The sequence below is a fragment of the Bradyrhizobium sp. 132 genome (assembly GCF_023074185.1).
Lineage (GTDB): Bacteria > Pseudomonadota > Alphaproteobacteria > Rhizobiales > Xanthobacteraceae > Bradyrhizobium.
Genome location: NZ_JADPKY010000106.1, coordinates 178,722 through 197,029 on the forward strand (window position 1 = coordinate 178,722; position 18,308 = coordinate 197,029).

General features: G+C 63.2%; 17 protein-coding genes. 5 read left to right on the forward strand and 12 right to left on the reverse strand.

Translation table 11 applies throughout. The annotated features are described in order from the left end of the window. Positions 1–73: 73 nt before the first annotated feature. A complete protein-coding gene (locus IVA74_RS22485; RefSeq protein ID WP_247348173.1) occupies positions 74–1,021 on the forward strand; it encodes an ABC transporter substrate-binding protein in 948 nt (315 codons plus the stop codon). Positions 1,022–1,217: 196 nt separating this feature from the next. Here IVA74_RS22485 and IVA74_RS22490 read toward each other — a convergent pair whose 3' ends face one another. From IVA74_RS22490 to IVA74_RS22500, 3 genes are read right to left on the reverse strand one after another with little or no spacing between them, the layout of a single operon-like run. Next, complete coding sequence (locus IVA74_RS22490) at positions 1,218–4,424, reverse strand: CusA/CzcA family heavy metal efflux RND transporter (RefSeq protein WP_247348175.1); 3,207 nt, start codon at positions 4,422–4,424, stop codon at positions 1,218–1,220. Positions 4,425–4,428: 4 nt separating this feature from the next. Further along, the gene (locus tag IVA74_RS22495) at positions 4,429–5,688 is read right to left on the reverse strand and encodes an efflux RND transporter periplasmic adaptor subunit (protein ID WP_247348177.1); all 1,260 of its coding nucleotides are present in this window, start codon (positions 5,686–5,688) and stop codon (positions 4,429–4,431) included. Then, complete coding sequence (locus tag IVA74_RS22500) at positions 5,685–6,296, reverse strand: cation transporter (RefSeq protein ID WP_345947006.1); 612 nt, start codon at positions 6,294–6,296, stop codon at positions 5,685–5,687. Before IVA74_RS22500 ends, IVA74_RS22495 begins: the two co-directional genes overlap by 4 nt. Positions 6,297–6,444: 148 nt before the next feature. Here IVA74_RS22500 and IVA74_RS22505 point away from each other — a divergent pair, with 148 nt between their 5' ends. Together IVA74_RS22505 and IVA74_RS22510 are read left to right on the forward strand one after the other, a co-directional pair. After that, on the forward strand, positions 6,445–6,879 hold the full coding sequence (locus tag IVA74_RS22505; RefSeq protein ID WP_247348181.1) for a helix-turn-helix domain-containing protein: 435 nt from the start codon (positions 6,445–6,447) through the stop codon (positions 6,877–6,879). A gap of 586 nt (positions 6,880–7,465) precedes the next feature. Continuing rightward, positions 7,466–7,711 (forward strand): hypothetical protein, encoded by a 246-nt coding sequence (locus IVA74_RS22510; protein ID WP_247348183.1) that lies wholly within the window; start codon positions 7,466–7,468, stop codon positions 7,709–7,711. Between the two features lie 113 nt (positions 7,712–7,824). On the opposite strand, the gene IVA74_RS22515 is transcribed toward IVA74_RS22510, so the two are convergent. The 4 genes from IVA74_RS22515 to IVA74_RS22530 form a co-directional block, all read right to left on the reverse strand. Continuing rightward, positions 7,825–8,106 (reverse strand): HGGxSTG domain-containing protein, encoded by a 282-nt coding sequence (locus IVA74_RS22515; protein WP_247348185.1) that lies wholly within the window; start codon positions 8,104–8,106, stop codon positions 7,825–7,827. Then, positions 8,103–8,741, reverse strand: a complete 639-nt coding sequence (locus IVA74_RS22520; protein WP_247348187.1) for a hypothetical protein — start codon at positions 8,739–8,741, stop codon at positions 8,103–8,105. The genes IVA74_RS22515 and IVA74_RS22520 overlap by 4 nt, the downstream gene beginning before the upstream one ends. Positions 8,742–9,244: 503 nt before the next feature. Beyond that, positions 9,245–9,706 carry an NUDIX domain-containing protein gene (locus IVA74_RS22525; RefSeq protein WP_247348189.1) on the reverse strand — a complete coding sequence of 154 codons (462 nt, stop codon included), beginning with the start codon at positions 9,704–9,706 and terminating at the stop codon, positions 9,245–9,247. A 63-nt stretch (positions 9,707–9,769) separates the two neighbouring features. Next, positions 9,770–10,729, reverse strand: a complete 960-nt coding sequence (locus IVA74_RS22530; protein ID WP_247348191.1) for a transglycosylase SLT domain-containing protein — start codon at positions 10,727–10,729, stop codon at positions 9,770–9,772. 190 nt (positions 10,730–10,919) lie between these two features. On the opposite strand from IVA74_RS22530, the gene IVA74_RS22535 reads away from it, so the two are divergent. Continuing rightward, positions 10,920–11,954, forward strand: coding sequence for a L,D-transpeptidase (locus IVA74_RS22535; protein ID WP_247348193.1), 1,035 nt, complete (start codon positions 10,920–10,922; stop codon positions 11,952–11,954). A gap of 191 nt (positions 11,955–12,145) precedes the next feature. Here the strand turns inward: IVA74_RS22535 and IVA74_RS22540 are convergent, their stop codons facing one another. Then, entirely contained in the window at positions 12,146–13,003 is an 858-nt protein-coding gene (locus tag IVA74_RS22540) for a VOC family protein (RefSeq protein ID WP_247348195.1), read from the reverse strand. Positions 13,004–13,150: 147 nt separating this feature from the next. Continuing rightward, entirely contained in the window at positions 13,151–14,341 is a 1,191-nt protein-coding gene (locus IVA74_RS22545) for a urate hydroxylase PuuD (RefSeq protein ID WP_247348199.1), read from the reverse strand. A 234-nt stretch (positions 14,342–14,575) separates the two neighbouring features. Here IVA74_RS22545 and IVA74_RS22550 point away from each other — a divergent pair, with 234 nt between their 5' ends. Continuing rightward, a complete protein-coding gene (locus IVA74_RS22550; RefSeq protein ID WP_247348201.1) occupies positions 14,576–15,916 on the forward strand; it encodes a sorbosone dehydrogenase family protein in 1,341 nt (446 codons plus the stop codon). 52 nt (positions 15,917–15,968) lie between these two features. Here IVA74_RS22550 and IVA74_RS22555 read toward each other — a convergent pair whose 3' ends face one another. The 3 genes from IVA74_RS22555 to IVA74_RS22565 are packed head-to-tail and all read right to left on the reverse strand — an operon-like array spanning position 15,969 to position 18,152. After that, entirely contained in the window at positions 15,969–16,769 is an 801-nt protein-coding gene (locus IVA74_RS22555) for an SDR family NAD(P)-dependent oxidoreductase (RefSeq protein WP_247348203.1), read from the reverse strand. Position 16,770: 1 nt separating this feature from the next. Continuing rightward, positions 16,771–17,325 carry a carboxymuconolactone decarboxylase family protein gene (locus IVA74_RS22560; protein ID WP_247348205.1) on the reverse strand — a complete coding sequence of 185 codons (555 nt, stop codon included), beginning with the start codon at positions 17,323–17,325 and terminating at the stop codon, positions 16,771–16,773. A gap of 14 nt (positions 17,326–17,339) precedes the next feature. Next, positions 17,340–18,152 (reverse strand): SDR family oxidoreductase, encoded by an 813-nt coding sequence (locus tag IVA74_RS22565; RefSeq protein ID WP_247348207.1) that lies wholly within the window; start codon positions 18,150–18,152, stop codon positions 17,340–17,342. Between the last annotated feature and the right edge of the window lie 156 nt (positions 18,153–18,308).

Genomic DNA, 18,308 nt, shown 5'->3' on the forward strand with positions numbered 1-18,308 from the left:
CGCGCCCTCATGTCCATTCCGTCACGGCAACTGGTCGCCGTGCCGGAGATTCAACAGACCAGGGAGGAAGCCAATGTTGAAGACGATCTCGCTTGCCGGCGCCGCGATGGCGCTCGTCCTGAGCTCTGCTCCGTCCTTCGCCAAGGAACTCAAGTCGGTTGGCATTTCGCTGGGCTCGCTCGGCAATCCGTTCTTCGTCGCGTTGTCGAAGGGCGCCGAGTTCGAGGCCAAAAAGACCAATCCCAACGTGAAGATCACCACCGTCGGCTTCGAGTATGATCTCGGCAAGCAGGTCACCCAGATCGACAATTTCATCGCCGCCGGCGTCGACCTGATCCTGCTCAATCCCGGCGATCCCAAGGCGGTCGGGCCGGCGATCAAGAAGGCCCAGGCCGCCGGCATCGTCGTCGTTGCCGTCGACACCGCAGCCGAGGGCGCCGACGCCACGGTGACCACCAACAACGTCCAGGCCGGCGAGATCTCCTGCCAATACATCGTCGACAAGCTCGGAGGCAAAGGCGACGTGATCATCGAGAACGGCCCGCAGGTTTCCGCGGTGATCGATCGCGTCGTCGGCTGCAAGAACGTGCTCGGCAAGAACCCCGGCATCAAGGTTCTGTCCAACGACCAGGACGGCAAGGGCTCGCGCGAAGGCGGCCTCACGGTGGCGCAGGGTTATCTGACCCGCTTCGCCAAGATCGACGCCATCTTCGCCATCAACGATCCGCAGGCGATCGGCACCGACCTCGCGGCGCGCCAGCAGCACCGCACCGGCATCGTCATCACCGCGGTCGACGGCGCGCCCGATATCGAAGCAGCGCTCAAGGACCCGCAGGCGGCGCAGATCCAGGCCTCCGCCTCGCAGGACCCGTTCTTCATGGCCCGCCGCGCCGTGCAGGTCGGCGTCAGCATCCTCAACGGCCAGAAGCCGGCGTCCACCGTCGAGCTGCTGCCGTCGAAACTCGTGACGCGCGACAATGTCGGCGAGTACAAGGGCTGGACCTCGGACCGGTCGCAGTAGTAGCGGTGGGATATGGCCGGCGCCGGATGTGGCGCTGGCCAGCTTACGTGGCGCCATGTTAGTTATGCATGCAGCGATTGACCGGGGCTGGGTCGGCTGCGCCCGCTCGTCAGGCTCATGAGCTTGAGGTCATAGGTTCAAATCCCGTCCCCTAAAATAACCTCAGATTCTAGAACCAGGTAGCGCGCTCGGGCGATCAACCTGTCAAATTGCGCGGTCCGCTTGAAAATCGCGCATACAGCGCGGGCAGAACAACGAGCGTCAGCAAGGTCGCGCTGATCAGACCACCGATCACCACGGTGGCCAAGGGTTTCTGCACCTCGGCTCCGGTCCCGGTTGCAATGGCCATCGGCACGAAACCCAAAGAGGCGACCAGCGCGGTCATCACGACAGGGCGCAGACGGGTAAGCGCGCCAACGACAATGGCCTCCTGCTTCGATACCCCGTCATGGATGAGCTGCCTGATAAAGCTTAACATCACGAGTCCATTGAGAACGGCGACGCCCGACAGCGCGATGAAGCCGACTGCCGCCGAAATCGAAAAGGGCATATCGCGCAGCCACAACGCCACCACTCCTCCAGTGAGCGCCAGGGGAACGGCGCTGAACACGATCAGCGCGTCGCGGGCGGAACCCAGCGCGCCCAAGAGGAGCAGGAATATCAGCCCAAAGCAGAGCGGCACAACAATCATGAGCCGTTGCCGCGCGGCGCTCAAATTCTCGAACTGGCCGCCCCAAGCCAACCAATACCCGGCAGGCAGCGCGACCTGCTCCGCGATCTTCGCTTGTGCCTCATCGACAAGCGAGCCGATGTCGCGACCGCGCACGTTGGCTGTCACCACCACGCGCCGCTTGCCGTTTTCCCGGCTGACCTGATTGGGGCCTTCGCCCACATGGAAACTCGCAAGCTGGCGCAAGGGAACGGTAACCGCCCCGGTACCCGACCCGCTTTGTGGCAGGGTGACCGGCAGATTTTCCAGCGCCAGGACTTCGCTGCGTTGCGAATCGGCAAGTCTGACAACAATCTGGAAACGGCGATCGCCCTCGAACACGAGTCCGGCCGGGCTGCCACCGATGGCGACACCGACAACATCCTGCACGTCCACAAGGTTCAGGCCGCGACGGGCGATCTCCGCCTTGTCGATTCTGATCTCCACAACCGGCAGGCCCTGCACCTCCTCCACCTTGACGTCGGCCGCACCCTCGATTTCCCTGAGAATAGCGGCAATCTGGTTGGCCGCGCGCAGCATGGAGGAAAAATCGTCGCCGAAGACCTTCACTGCCAGGTCCGCGCGCACACCGGCAATCAGCTCGTTGAAGCGCATCTGGATGGGCTGGGAAAACTCAACTTTGTTGCCAGGGGATTTGGATGCCTCAGCTTCGAGCTGCCGGATCAATTCGTCCTTGGGTATCCGCGGATCGGGCCATTCGTCCCGCGGCTTCATGATGACGTAAGTGTCCGCCGCATTCGGCGGCATCGGGTCGGCCGCCAGGTCCGGCGTGCCGACCCGGGAAAACACAAACGCAACCTGCGGCAGTTGGCTGACGGCCTTCTCGATACTGAGCTGCATTGTTTGCGATTGTGCAAGCGACGTGCTGGGAATCCGCCTGACTTCCATCACGATATTCTTCTCGTCGAGCGTTGGCGTGAACACCTGGCCAAGCCGTGCGAACAGCAGGGTGGCCCCGACGCACAGCAAAATCGCGGCGGTGATCACCGCGATGGGTGATCGTGTCGCCGCGCCAAGCGCAGGTTGATACAGCGTCTTCAAGCCGCGGACGATGAAATTCTCGGTCTCTTGCACGCGTGCGCTGACGAAGATTGCGATCATCGCCGGCACGAAGGTCAACGAAAGCACGAAAGCCGTGATCAGGGCGATGATGACCGTCATGGCCATCGGTTCGAACGTCTTGCCCTCCACGCCGGTGAAGGTCAGAAGCGGCACGTAGACGAGAATAATGATGGCTTGCCCGTACACCGTCGGTCTGATCATCTCGGTCGCGGACATCGTCACAGTGTCGAGACGCTCGCTCAGCGACATGCTCCGGCCAAGTTCGCGCTGGCGCTCCGCCATGTGGCGAAGGCAATTCTCGGCGATAATGATCGCGCCATCCACGATCAACCCGAAGTCCAACGCTCCGAGGCTCATCAGGTTCGCACTGATCCTGCCTTGCAGCATGCCGGTCGCGGTGATCAGCATGGTGACGGGAATGACGACGGCCGTCACCAATGCCGCGCGGAAATTGCCCAACAGCAGGAACAGCACCAGTACCACCAGCAGCGCCCCTTCGGCGAGGTTCGTTGCCACGGTGCGGATCGTGGCATCGACAAGTTGGGTGCGATTGAGCATCGTGCGTGCGCGGATGCCGGGCGGCAGGGTGCGGTTGATCTGGTCGAGTTTGCTCGCCGCCGCGGCCGCGACGGTCCGGCTGTTGCCGCCGACCAACATCAGGGCCGTCCCGAGCACCACCTCGCGCCCGTTCACGCTTGCACTGCCGGTTCTCAGTTCGCGGCCAAGCGCTACCTCCGCCACATCCCTGATCCGCACAGGAACGGCGTGACGGGTCGCGACGACGATTTCTTCGATATCACCGAGGTTTTCCACGCGCCCGCTGGTGCGTACCACATAGCCTTCGCCGTTACGCTCGATAATGTTCGCGCCACGGCTGACATTGTTGGCGTCGATAGCATGCACGATTTGCCCGAAAGACAGCCCGTAGGCGATCAGGCGCGCCGGATCCGGTTGCACAAGGTACTGCTTCACGTATCCGCCGATCGCGTCGGCTCCCGCGACACCCGGCACGGTCTTCATCTGAGGACGGATGATCCAGTCCTGCACGGTACGCAAATAGACGGTGCGCTGAAATTCGTCGGCGAGGCGCTCACCTTCGGGGGTGAGATACGAACCGTCACTCTGCCATCCCGGCTTGCCGTCGCGGACCGAACTGGTCTCTTCGGCGGGCAGATACTCCACCGACCACCAATAGACTTCGCCGAGCCCGGTCGAGATCGGGCCCGTCCGGACATCGACGCCGGGCGGCAGGCTCGCCTTTGCTTCGGTAAGACGCTCCGCCACCTGCTGGCGCGCGAAGTAGATGTCTGTCCTGTCGGTAAAGACGGCGGTGACCTGGGCAAAACCGTTGCGCGAAAACGAACGGGTCAATTCCAGACCGGGCGTGCCGGCCAGCGCCGTTTCGATTGGAAAGGTGACCTGTTTCTCGATCTCGATAGGCGAGAGCGCCGGCGCGAGGGCATTGACCTGGACCTGGACGTTGGTCACGTCGGGGACGGCATCGATTGGCAGCTTGGTAAGAGACCACGCGCCGGAGAGCGCAGCAGCAAGCGTCACGAGCACGACCAACCACCGGCGACGCACTGATGCGGCGAGGATGTATTCGATCATCCCCTCAGTCCTCGGCGGACGACTTGAGGAACTCTGCCTTGAGCAGAAACGTGTTGGTGACGGCGATGGTCTCGCCGGCCTTCAAACCCGTCAGCACCTCGGTTAAGCGGTCATCGCTCCGGCCGGTCACCACCGAGCGCTTTTCGAAACCTTCCGTCGTACGGATGAACACAGCTTTTCCAGCGCCGATCGTCTGGATGGCGTTGGTTGGCACGGCAATGGAAACCGCTTGTTCGCCGGTCGCGACCGCAGCGGTCACAAACGAACCCGGCCGCCATGCGCCGCTCTCATTGGCAACTTCCGCAACCACGCGCGCCGCGCGCGAGTCCTTGTCGACGACAGGAGTGATGAACACGACCTTGCCGTCGGGCTTTTCCGTGATTCCACGGGCCGCAATCGACACGGGCTGCCCCTCCTTGATCGCGGGGAGGTCGGTCGGACTCACTGCGAGTTCGACCCAGACACGATCGAGATCGACAATCACGAACAGTTCGGTCTCTAGATTATCCCGTCCGACCGCCATGCCGAGATCGACCTTGCGCTCGACCACGCGGCCTGCCATCGGCGCTCGAACCTCCTGGCGACGCAGCAGGGCTTCCGGCTCGTTTGGCAGAGCCGCGATTTCGCTTTCGCTGAGACCAAGCGCGAACAACTTCTGGCGGGCAATATTGGATTTCATTTCAGTCTGCGCAGTCAGGTTTCGGGACCTGAGAAACTGTTGTTCGGTGGATGCGCGACCTTCCCATAGCATTTTGTCGCGCTGAAATAATGTCTGCTGCAACTCATTGGTGAGGCGGGCGGCGAGGTATTCGCTTTTGGCGTCCGCGACTTCACGGCTTTCAAGGATGGCGAGCACTTCGCCTTTGATCACTGGATCGCCGATATTCTTTCGCAGCTCCGCCACAGTGCCAGAGAGTTTCACGGCGACTCTCGCGATCCGGTCGGCGACTGGGATAATTGTTCCGGGAACGATGATGCGGCGAGCGAGGATGCCGCTTTCGATCTGTGCCAGATCGATGTGCGCTTCCGTCAGTTGCTCGTCTGTCAGGCTGACGACCGCTTGCTTGTCGTCCGACGCCTTGCTGCCTTCGCCGCGCGGCTGCCCAGCAGAGTCGGGCGATTGCACGGTGCCAGGCGCAAAAGCCAATCCCGCGAACTTGCGCACAGTTTCCGGCACGCCGGGTGCAAGGCTTGCAACCGCGATCCCGGCTGCAAACCCGAGGCCCGTAAACGCCAACCGCGCCACTCTCACGCGTTCGATCATTTTCGGAATCTAATAGTTGCGCTGCTGACTTGCCCTGATGAAATCGGCCGCGTTGTTGGCGCCGAAGGGTGAAGTTCGGACATCGCATGACGGATGATCTGGACGCCGCCGCAAATCCCCAGCGCGGCCATGATCGCTGCAACGATGATATCCGGCCAACCCGTGCCGGTTCCGAACACGCCCGCCGCCGCCAACAGCACGGCCAGATTACCGATCACGTCGTTTCGCGAACATATCCAGACCGAGCGCATATTGGCGTCCCCGGCCCGGTAGCGGAAAAGCAAGACGGCTACCGCAGCATTGCTGACGAGCGCCAGTATGCCAACGACGCCCATCACCTCTGCTTTCGGAAGAGTGCCGGACCACGCCTGAAAGGCCGTGATCCCGATCACCCACAAGGCGAGCACCAGCAAAGTGATGCCCTTCAAAAGCGCCGCGCGGGCTCGCCACACCAGAACCATGCCGGCGACCCCGAGGCTGATTGCGTAATTCGCCGTATCCCCGAGGAAGTCCAGCGCATCGGCCTGCAAGGAAGCCGAACCAGCCGCGATGCCGCTTCCGATCTCGGCCAGGAACATGACCCCGTTGACGCCGAGCGCAATCCACAAGACGCGGCGCCACGCGGGGTTGCTGGGCGCTGGGCCGCCAGGGGAACACGATTCGTCATTGCAGCAGCCCGCCATGCTTCATCCTCGATACTTGAACTCAGATCTTGCATCCTCTAGTGACTAGAGGAGCAAGAGAAAGGTCTCCAAAATGGGTGACGAATGTCCCATCGGCGAGGTTGCCAGACGCACCGGCCTCAAGGTTCCGACGATCCGCTATTATGAGCAGATCGGCCTCCTGCCACCTTTGCCGCGATCCGATGGCAACCGTCGCCGTTATCGTGACAGCGACATCCGGCGCCTCGTCTTCGTCCGCCACGCGCGCGAGTTGGGTTTCGAGGTCGAGGCCATCCGCACCTTGCTCGAATTGCAGGACCAGCCCGAGGGCTCCTGCCGAGAGATCGATGCGCTTGTCGGCGAGCACCTTGAGGCCGTTGACAGCAAAATTCAGCGGCTCGTCGCGCTTCGTGGCGAGCTTCAGCACATGTTAGCGTGCTGCAGAGGAGGTCGTGTGGCCGAGTGCCGCGTCATCGAATCAATTTCCAACTGCGAAGCCCCAGCCAAACTCAAGAGTTTCGCATCGTGACACTGCCCGGCTTCAATTGAGTTGTTCGGGCTGTCAAGCTACTGAATGCGACCTGGCCACGGCCCTTCAAAAGTCCGGCTACGGACGGGCCTGGGCTCCCGAGCCGCTAATATCCGCGATCGGAGTAAGCAGGCCAGACTCGCTCATTAATTAGGATGTAACGAAAATAACGAGTGGCGGAAGTCCAGGGGGCTGTTTGTTGCAGGTCCCCGCAACCGCGTTCGTCAACAACGATTGCGATCTACGCTGGCTCGCCTTCGAGGTCTCTTCGGCAGCTCACGACAGCTCCCCAGCTAGCTTCCGCGCATCATTCAGCACGGCCCGGACCCGCCTTCATTCAGCTGGAGTTACTGTGACAGCGTTGGACGGTCGATTTCGTGCCGCGGTCACCGCAATTCGTGCGCCGGCCAAGGACGTGCTGCGATACGCTTAGTGAGGCCAGTGGCAGGGAGTCACAACGGCGGCGACGCCTGCCGGCCTTCATTCAAGGAGTTCAACCAGCGCCTCCGGAGCATCGGCGAACGCGAACGGGTTGAGGAATTGCCGCCGCCACAGGAAATTGCGGTCGACTTCCGAGAGCGCTGCCGTGTCGCATATTTCTTTCCAGAACCTCTTGATCGCCTTGATCTGTCCCGCGATGAGCTTGGTCGCCTCATCGAGTCCGAAGGAAGAGCGGTGCGGCCTGAAGGCACACGGTGATCTGGCTCGTGCGTCGCTCGCCGGTGATGAACATCGCCTGGCTGGCCTCTCCGCCGGTCCTGACCTGCGGGCAGATGTCGTAAGCGGGCGTCAGCGAGAGTTCTTTTCCAACGCCGCGTGGTTGCGGGCGTGATCGTCCGTGCTGTCTTCGCGTCAACACAATGATCCATAAATGGATCATTTGGGCCTATATGGTCCATTAATGGACCATGGATGCCGGAGATTTGGCCTCAGCCGACTGATCCCTTAGTCAGGCACCGACTTCATCTCGACCAGCAGCTTCTGCGTTTCGCCCAGCAACGCCCGGATCGCCCGTCGTTCCGCAATCCCGTCCTGCGTGAATGCGCCGTGTGTCCGCGCATTCTGATTTCCCTTCGGCGGGCCCGATCTCCGTGCGCCGCCGTGCATGCGGCAGCGGCCTTTGCCTTGCACTGCCGGCGCGCGGCAGGCGGTGCCGCTACGCGTCCCGGCGCCGCAACGCGGGCTCGTCATCATCGCGCCCGTGTTGCGGATGTGATCGCCGTTCATGCGCCGGCGCCTTGTCTGGATTCGGCCTCGCGCGGCGGGACCGGTCCTGCATCTGTCGCAGCGTTCGGCTCCGCCACGATCATGCTCGCATGTTGGGTGACGTTGCCCACGATCGCCCTGCCGCCGTCCTGCACCGACAAGTTCCGGACCGTGATCGCGCGCTCGCCGTTGTTGCGGTGGCGGCTGAGTGCCTCGATCTGGCTTGCGAAGGTGCGGGTCAGCCGGGTCAATGCGCGTGTGATGCTTTCCTGCTGCTGGACGTCGCCGCTGCAGGCGAGGCGGCAGGCGGAGCGCATCGCCGCCGTGTGAACGGACACCATCTGGACTGCGAGCATGGCCTCGATCGAATCCTTCGGCGCGATGCTCTTCACCATCGAGATCATGAAGGCGAGATTGGCTTCATCGGGCTCTCGTCCGATCGCGCTGGCCTTCACCAATTGCCTCAGCAGACCATGTAGCGCGTCGCGGTCGGCGGCACCGAGCGCCTCGGCGAGCAGGCGTTCGCCGGCTTGGGGGTCGGTGTGGTGGATCACAATCCGCCGTTTGTAGAGTTTGATCCGCGGGCTGGCGGCAAGGCCGCTGAGATCGTTTGCCGCAACCGGCAGCGTGCTGTGGCGTTTCGCAGATGTCGTCATGTGCTGTGTCCTTTGCCGGCGCGGGCTCATGGCGCGCGAAATCAATCGCTCGCTTGCTGCGCGCTTGGGCGATTTTCGAGATGTCGATGAAGGGCTTACGCGCAATCGCCGCTAGGCGCCCCGTGGTCGGGCGGTGTGACGCTGGCGATTGTTGCGATGATGCCATCATGCCGGTGTTTTGCCCGACGAGTCAAACGGCTTTGCCTGCTGCGCAATCCCTGTCAGTGCAAGTTCTTGTCCGTGCAAGTCCTTGTTCTGACAAGGACCGGCTACTGTGCATGGGGTTGTTTTCGCGGTTTTTGTTTCGATGCTGCCCTGACGTGCCGCCGCGCCGGCGCCAACGGCATGATCGCCTGCCGTTGGTGAAGGCCGGCAGGCTGCGCGCGCTCGCGGTGTCATCAGCCGAGCGGCTGCCATCGCTGCCTCGCCGAGGTCGTTGCCGCCGCGAACATCAAGGCGGAATAGGGTGCGCAGTTTGCGCGAAATGCCGGAGTGGCCGATCCCTATCCGATGCCGGCCATCTGAGCTAACCGCTCGAGCAGCGGCCGCTGTCCCGCGTTGATCTTCTTGTGCGCTTCTTCGAGGGTGAACCATTCGGCACGGTCGACCTCGGGGAAGGTCTGTCGTTTGCCGCTACGTGGCGGCCATTCCATCTCGAACATGTTGCTGCGAATGCTGCGCACGTCGATGTCGAATTCGGCAGCGAACGCGGTGACGACCTTGCCGCCGCGCTGCTTGACCTGCCCAAGCGAGGTCAGCGGCATGGACAATGCGAAGCCGAGCTCTTCGGCAAACTCCCGCCGCGCTGCAGCTTCCGGATCTTCCCTGTCCGTATGCTCACCCTTCGGGATGGACCATGCACCGAAGTCCTTGTTGCGCCAGAACGGCCCTCCGGGATGAACAAGGAGAACCTCGACTTCCCGCCGCTTTCGATATGCGAGGATCCCGGCACTGGTCGACGGCATGGCTGATTCCCTGCAGGCGAACCAACGGAAGCCGCTCCATCGAGCGGCTTGCGGACTTGTGCATCAGCCGGCAGATCGTTCGTGGGCGGCGAGACGGATGGCTCGGGTTTTCGCGCTCTTTCCGGCCGCGCGCGCTTCAATCATGCTGCGCCTCTTGGCGTGAGTCGAGGCGTTCTTCCGGAGCAGGGTTGCGATCCGCTTGCGTGCACGGCTGGTATTCAACCGGGCGGCCAGTTCCTCGGCCTTGCGAATGATGGTGGCGGCCGAGGGCGTCAGGTTGACCGGAACCCAGGCGACGTCTTTCGTCTTGGACAGGCTGCCGATGCCCTCGCAGGGAGCTTCGCGTGGTAGGTCGATCCGGATCGCGAGGGCCTCCGTGCGTTCGGTCCAGTCTTCGGCCTTGGTGCCCGTGATGATGCGGACATAGTCTCGCGTCTCGCGCGGCAGCTCGCTCTCCTTGGCGAGCCATTTCTGGATCCGGCCGGGACCCGCGTTGTAGGCGGCCGCGGCCAGGCCGAGATTGCCGAAATCGTCGCGCAGCTTGCGCAGGAATTTTGCGGATGCCGGCAGCGCCTTCATCGGATCGAAGGGATCATCTAACCCGACCTCCGCAGCCGTCTCCGGCATGAATTGCGCGACGCCCTGTGCGCCGGCTTGGCTGACCTCGTCGGACCTGAAGCGGCTCTCCTGCCAGATCAGGCGGGCGAAGAACGGCACCGGAATGCCGCTGGCCTCGGCTGCTCCACGAAGCGCGTGGCAGAATCGTTCCGTCCGCGAAACCGGCGCCTGCGTGACAGGCTCGTTCGCAAGCGGCTCGGGTGCCTCCTCATGGGCCGCGCGTGCATTGGCGAACTCGAGCGCCTGCACGCTTGCGAGGAACAGTTCGACCACCGGAACGAGTGGCGAGGCTTGCGTGTTTTCAAGAACAGCGTGTTCGAAAGCCGATGTCTGGCGGGACGCCGACGGATCGAGGTCACACATCAGAATCATAAACGCGGCGCAAGCCGCGACGACAAATCGCATTGCGTGGACAACCTCGAACTGTGGGTGAACGGCCGGCGGCGCGCCGACGATAGGGAGTTCTTAGACGACAAGGAGTTCTTAACCGTGTGATTGCGGCAAAGCTGCGGTCTCGTCGGTTCCGCCGGTGCTACTACGGTGTTCCCGCCGGGAAACTCTCCGCCGTTTTGCGGGACATATTGGGACGAGCGACATGATGCGGTGGATTATTGGCGCGGTGATTTCGCTGTCGGTGATCTGTCCGGCGCTTGCAGGGCATCTCGATGCAGCGGCGGTGAACGATGCTGTGCGTCCTGCGAAACAGCCGGCTACCGACAAGATCAGCGCGTCCGTTGTGAAGCTTCAAATCATGCTGGACCGTGCGCAGTTCTCGCCCGGCGAAATCGACGGCAAGTTCGGCGAGAACGCGCAGAAGGCGTTGAAGGCATTTTCCGAGCAGAGCGGTATCGCATCCGACAAGACGATCGCGCCGGAGCTTTGGGACAGGCTGAGCGCGGCGAGCGAAGGTCCCATGATTGCCGACTACAAGATCACCGACGCCGATGTGAAGGGACCGTTCCTGAAAGAGCTGCCGGGCAAGCTCGAGGACATGAAGGCGCTGAAGGCGCTGAGCTACACCAGCCCGCTCGAGAGGCTCGCCGAAAAATTCCACATGAGCGGCGACCTGCTTCGGACGCTCAATCCCGGCAAGTCCTTCGACAAGGCCGGCGAGACGATCACTGTCGCAAATGTCCCTGCACGAAGAGAGCTGCCACCCGTTGCGCGGATCGAGATCGACAAGAGCAACGGGACGCTGAGGGCGTTCGACGGGGCCGGCCGCCTGCTCGCATTCTATCCCGCGACAATCGGCAGTCCGGACCGTCCGACGCCGAAGGGTACGCTCAAGGTCACCAGCACCGACGACAAGCCGACCTATCACTACAATCCTGACTACAAGTTCAGCAGCGTCAAATCGAAACAGCCGTTCGATGTCCAACCGGGCCCGAACAATCCGGTGGGGGCATATTGGATCGGCTTGTCGGCGCAGGGTTACGGCATCCACGGCACGGCGGAGCCCGACAAGGTCAGCAAGTCGGCGTCGCACGGCTGCGTCAGGCTGACTAATTGGGACGTGCGCGCGCTCGGTGACCACGTCAAGCGTGGCACACCGGTGGTCTTCCTGGATGCGCCGACGGAGTCGGCTTCCAAGCAGCGGGGGAAGTCTGGCGGCAGGCGCGCCTCGAACTGATCCTTGAAACTAGTCCTTGGGAAAGTCTTTGGGAAAGTCTTGGCGCATCGCGATCTCGGCGGCATCGCCGGGCGACAGCACGGTCTGGTCGAACGCTGTTTGCGGTCTCGTCATGATGTCGTAGAGCGAGATGCCCCTTGATGGGCTTGCCCATGAGCTCGCGGACGCAGTCGGCGAGCGTGCCGTTCAAATCAGCCGGCAACGAAGGCGAGCAGGGTGCCGTTGGCCTTGGCCGGCGGTACGCAGATCGCAGGTCCGCTGCGCACAGCTGCCGAACCGAGCGCCTTCTCGGTGGCCGCGAGATCGCCGCTCACAAGCACCAGGGCCGCGCCGCCGCGTCCGGAAAGTCCCGCGAGCGGCACACCGGGATAGCGCTTGCCGAGCTGGTCCAGCGTCAGATAGACGAAATCGGCACGGTCGCCGCCGGATGGCACGGTCACTGCGCCGTCGTCCCCGGTCTTCGGCGCGCGGTCGATCAGCCGCCCCAAATGCGCGGCTTCCTTCGCGGGCTCGGGCGTCGCGATCAGCGTCTGCTTGATCCGCTTCGCCGCATTGGCGTGCTTCATCAATTCGGGAATCCACACCGTGTCCCGGGTCTTGTGCTGGCAAGCGAAGATACGCACGCCTCCGGGCGCCTCCGCGGTCGGCCACATGAAGGTGCGGAATTTCGCCGCCGAGACCGTGCCATCAGGCAGCGTCACGGGCCGTTCGAAATCGGTCGGGCCGATCGGCTCCAGGCCGCGTGCGCGGATCTCCTCCGCGCCGGCGGCGGAATCGACCGCGGTGAAGGCGATGCGCTCGATGCCCTCACCCCGCTTGTCGAGGAAGGCGCGCGCGGGCGCGTTGTGCTCGGTCGCGGCGAGCACGCCGAGCAGCTCCATATAGTCCGGGTCGAACATGATGGTGTAGTTGCCGGTTCCCATATGCGCGCTGTGGGTGCCGCGCGGCGAGAGGGTGAAGCCGAGCTGCTTGTAATTCTCGGCGGCCTTGTCGAGGTCCTGAACCATGACCACGGCGTGGTCGATACCGATGACGTTCTTGAGGGCCACTGTTCTTTCCCCGAATGCAAACTGACTTCAGGCCGCGGCGGCGGCCACTGGTGCCTGTCTACGCCGGATAGGCGGTCAAGTCATTTTCAAATCGGCGGCAAAGGCGGAATTTCATTCCGCGAAATGCTCTCTCGACGCGCGATGGCGTCAGCGAGCCTGCTCGATATAGGCGGCGAGGATGGCGCGCTCCTCGCTGGTCATTTCGGTGATGTTACCCGGCGGCATCGCATTGGACCAGGCCGCGACGCGGCCGATCAGGCGGATGTTGCGATGGATATGTTCGGGCGCATCGAGCATTATGCCTTTCGGCGCGGTCACGATGCCGTCCCAGACAGGCTCGGTCGCGTGACACATGCTGCAGCGGGACATCACGATCTCCTCGACATTGGCGAGGGTCGGTTGCACCGGCAGCGCGCTTGTCCTGGCCTCGCGCGGCCCGGCCGCGGAGAGGAAGAGGATCGCGATCACGCCGACCGCTGCGACGCCCCACACCCACCATGGCGATTTGCGTCCGGCATGACTCTCGTTGAAGAAGTGGCGGATCACCGGGCCGAGCGCCAGGATGATCGCGACGATGATCCAGTTGAAGCGCGTGGCGTAGAGCAGGGGATAGTGGTTGCTGATCATCAGCACGACGACAGGGAGCGTCAAATAGTTGTTGTGGACCGAGCGTTCCTTGCTGGTCTTGCCGAGTTTCGGATCGGGTGCTTGCCCCGCGATCAGGGCGGCCACGATCTTCTTCTGGTTCGGGATGATCAACGCGAAGACGTTGGCGACCATGATGGTGCCGATGATCCCGCCGATCTGGTTGAAGGCGCCGCGGCCGCTCAGTATGTGGGTGAAGGCGTAGGTCAGCGCGACCAGGAACAGATAGCCGCCGATGGCGAACGGGAGTTCGCGCTGCGCAAGCCCGGTGCGGCAGGCGGCTTCATACAGCAGCCATGCCAGCGCGAGGCTGCAGAAGCTGAACAGCCCGGCCTGGAATGGCGTGAGGTCGAGGATCGACTTGTCGACCAGGAACAGATCGGCTTCGAGATAATACACCACCACCATCAGCGCGAAGCCGGACAGCCAGGTGGTGTAGGCCTCCCATTTGAACCAGGTCAGCTCGTCCGGCATCCGGGCGGGCGCGACCAGATATTTCATGATCCTGTAGAAGCCGCCGCCATGGACCTGCCAGGCCTCGCCCTGCACGCCGTCCGGCAGATCGCTGTTGGGCTTGAGGTTGAGATCGAGGGCGATGAAATAGAAGGAACTGCCGATCCACGCGATCGCCGCCACGACGTGCAGCCAGCGGAGCAGCAGGCTCGCCCATTCCGATATGATGGATCCCCACATGATCACCCCATCAATTGCGGCACCAATGTCGCAACTTTGATGACCGCAACCGGCGGCCCCGCCCATACAATGTGTCGCACCGTTCGGCGGCATTTTCCAGTACGATGGATGCGGCTGATGCACATCGTGCGGGCATAAGCTGACGTGGAATTCAGCAGGCGTTTGACCTGTCGCAGAACGTTTGCGGGTCGATCGGCGTTGACGCGCCACACGTGAAGGCCGGGAGGAAACGACGTGAAGAACAGGATTTCGTTGGTGGCGATATCGGCGGGGTGGCTGGTCGCGGTCGCGACTTGCGCACAGGCCGAGGCGGTGCTGCAGGGCAAGGACGCCTACGGCGATTGGCAGGCCGACAAGCCCGGCACGGTCAGGTTGATCCGGCCGCAGGACCTTGCAAAGCCTCGGGCCACGCCGTCGGTTGCGAGCTTCTCGCGCGTGGTGCCGCGGCCGCCGGAGGCTGCGCTTCAGGTGCCGGCCGGATTCAAGATCGAGCTGTTCGCCGAGGGCCTGCGTGCCCCGCGCATCATCAGGGTCGCGCCGAATGGCGATGTGTTCGTCGCGGAGACGCGCGCTCACAACATCCGCGTGTTGCGCGCCGGTGAGGGCGGCAAGGTCGTGACCAACGAGGTGTTCGCGAGCGGACTGCGGCAGCCGTTCGGCATCGCCTTCTTCCCGGGCGGCGACAATCCGCAATGGGTCTATGTCGCCAACACCGACAGCGTCGTCCGCATTCCCTATCAGGCCGGTGACCTCAAGGCGCGCGGCAAGGCGGAGACGATCGTGGCGAGCCTGCCGCATGACGGCGGCCATTCCACGCGCGACATCGTCTTCACGCCTGACAACAAGCGCATGCTGGTCTCGGTCGGCTCTCTCAGCAACGTCGCCGAAGGCATGGGTACGCCGCCGCGCGGATTGGAAGCGTGGTCGAAAACGCAGCCGCTCGGCGCCGCGTGGGCGAGCGAGACCGAGCGCGCCACCGTGCTCTCCTTTACGCCCGATGGTAAGGAGCGGAAGATCTACGCCACCGGCATCCGCAACTGCGTCGGCCTGGCGGTCCAGCCGCAGACCGGGCTGCCCTGGTGCTCGACCAACGAGCGCGACGGGCTCGGCGACGATCTCGTTCCTGACTACGTCACCAGCGTGAAGGAAGGCGCCTTCTATGGCTGGCCGTGGTTCTATGTCGGCGGTAATCAAGACCCGCGCCATGCCGGCGCGCGGCCGGACCTCAAGGACAAGGTTACCGTGCCTGATGTGCTGATGCAGCCGCACTCGGCCTCGCTCGGCATGACCTTCTATCAGGGCACGCAGTTTCCATCCGAGTACCAAGGCGATGCTTTCGCCGCCGAGCACGGCTCCTGGAACCGGTCGAAGCGCACCGGCTACAAGGTGATCCGCATCCGGATGAAGGACGGCAAGCCGACGGGCGAGTACGAGGATTTCGTCACGGGGTTCGTGGTGAATGACACCGACGTGTGGGGGCGGCCCGTCGGTGTCGCCGTGGCGAAGGATGGATCGTTGCTGGTGTCGGAGGACGGCAACGGCACGATATGGCGGGTGACAAGCGTGCCGCGATGAAGGTGTACCCTCTCCCACAAGGGCAGAAGGGACAGCAGCGTGCTTGGGATGTCTACCCCCTGCGCACACTCGCGCCGCCATCCACCGGCAGCGTCACGCCCGTAATGAAGTTCGCCTCGTCCGAAGCCAAGAACAGCGCGGCATTGGCGACGTCCCATCCCGTGCCCATCTTCCGGCGGAGCGGCACCTTACTGTCGCGCTCGGCTTCGACTTCGGCGCGGGTCTTGTGCCATTCGCGGGCGCGGGTGTCGACGGCCATCGGCGTGTTCATCAGGCCCGGCAGGATGACGTTGGCGCGGATGCCGTATTCGGCGTTCTGGTAGGCGAGCTGTTCGGTGAAGGCGATCATTGCCGACTTAGTCGCCTTGTAGGCGACGTACGGATACGTCGTGATCGCCGCCATCGAGGAGATGTTGATGATCGCGCCGCTGTTCTGCGCGCGCATGATCGGGATCACCTCTTTCGCCGCCAGAATGCAGCTCTTCAGATTGATGGCGACAACGCGGTCGAATGCCTCCTCGGTGATTTGCAGCAACTCGGCATCGCCGCCGGACAGGCTGACGCCGACATTGTTGTGCAGCACGTCGATGCGGCCCCAGCGCGAATGCGCGTCCGCCACCATCGCCTTGATGTCGGCGGACTTGGTCACGTCGGCCTTGAAGGCTGCGGCGGTGCCTTGCTGCGCGGCGATCATGGCGGCGGTTTCCTGCGCCGATTCCAGATGATGATCGACGCAAAGCACCTTGGCGCCCTCGCGCGCGAAGGTGAGCGCGGTGGCGCGGCCGTTGCCCATTCCCTCGCCGGGGCTTTGCCCGGCCCCGACTACGATCGCAATCTTGTCCTTCAAGCGCATGTCAGTTCACTCCGGGGATCGGGTACTGCTGGAGTACCTCTTTGTAATAAGGCTCGTTGTCGATCTTCATGGTGGCGAGCACGCGCACGACGCCGCAATAGAAAGCGATGGTCAGCACGAGGTCGACCATGTGTTCGTCCGAGAGATGCTGCTCGATCTCGGCAAAGGTCGCATCCGACATCGCGAGCTCGCGTACCATCTCGCGGGCGCCTTTCAGGATCGCCTTGGCGAGCGGCTCGAGCTTCGAGGGCTTTCCGTTGGTCTCGGCCATCAGGCCGGCGATGTCCTCGTCGGTGACGCCGAATTCCTTGCCGATCTTCACGTGATGGGTGAATTCGTATTCCGACTTCTCCATCCAGCCGACCTGGAGGATCGCAAGCTCCCGCAGGCGCGGGTCGAGCTTGCTCTTGAAGCGGATGTAGCCGCCGATGCCGTTGAAGGCGCGCGCCATCTCCGGCGAGTTGACCAACAGCTTGTGCAGATTGGTGTTGCGCTCGAGCATGTCGCGATAATCAGGCGCGACCTGGTCGGCTTCGAGATAGGGCAGGCGGGCCATCCCTGGTGTTCCTTTCAGTGCTCTTGTGATCCACGTTCGGGGGCTTGGAGCGTCACGCCGCCGTCGACCACCAGCACCTGGCCGGTGATGTAGCGCGCGAAATTGCTGAGCAGGAACTTGACGGCATGGCCGACGTCCCAGCCGGTGCCTTCGGTCTTCAGCAGTGAGGCCATGGCGCGCTGCGCGCGCGCCTGCTCGCTCATGCCGCGGGCATAGACCATCGGCGTGTACATCGGTCCCGGGCAGATGCAGTTGACGCGGATGTTGTCGCGGCCGTGATCGACCGCCATCGCGCGGGTCAGCCCGATGATCGCGGCCTTTGATGTCGTGTAGGTCGTGAGCCCGCGCGGCCGCAGCGCCGAGATCGAGGAGATGTTGACGATCGCGCCGCCTTTGGAGGTCTTGATCATGGCGGGGATCGCATGCTTCGAGAGCAGGAACATGCTCTCGACATTGACCTGCATGACGCGGCGATATTGCTCGGGCGTCTCGTCGACCACGCTGCCCCGGCTGCCGATGCCGACATTGTTGTCGAGAAAATCGAGCCGGCCCCAGCGATCGAGCGCCGCTTCGACCAGTGCCTTGCAATCGCCCTCGCTGGTGACATCGCCGCCATGGGCTGCGGCAGTGCCGCCCTCGTCTGAGATCATCTCCACGGTGCGCTCGGCGAGCTTGAGGTTGCGGTCCGCCACCAGCACCTTGGCGCCCGCGCGTGCCAGCAGGATTGCAGCAGCACGGCCATTGCCGATACCGTCGCCCGCAGCGCCGCCTCCGCTGACCATCGCTACCTTGCCGCCGAAACCGGCATCGTCCTCGGGGCCCCGCATGTCGTTCTTCCCAATTATTTTCGTGCAGATTAGCAATCGTCCCCGCCGGAGAGAAGGGCGCTCCTCCTGCATTCATGTCATTGACATCGCATGGAATTGCATGTCGCGGCCGGCGCATTGCGCAGGGCTGGTCCTTGCGGCTGAGGAACCGTTTTC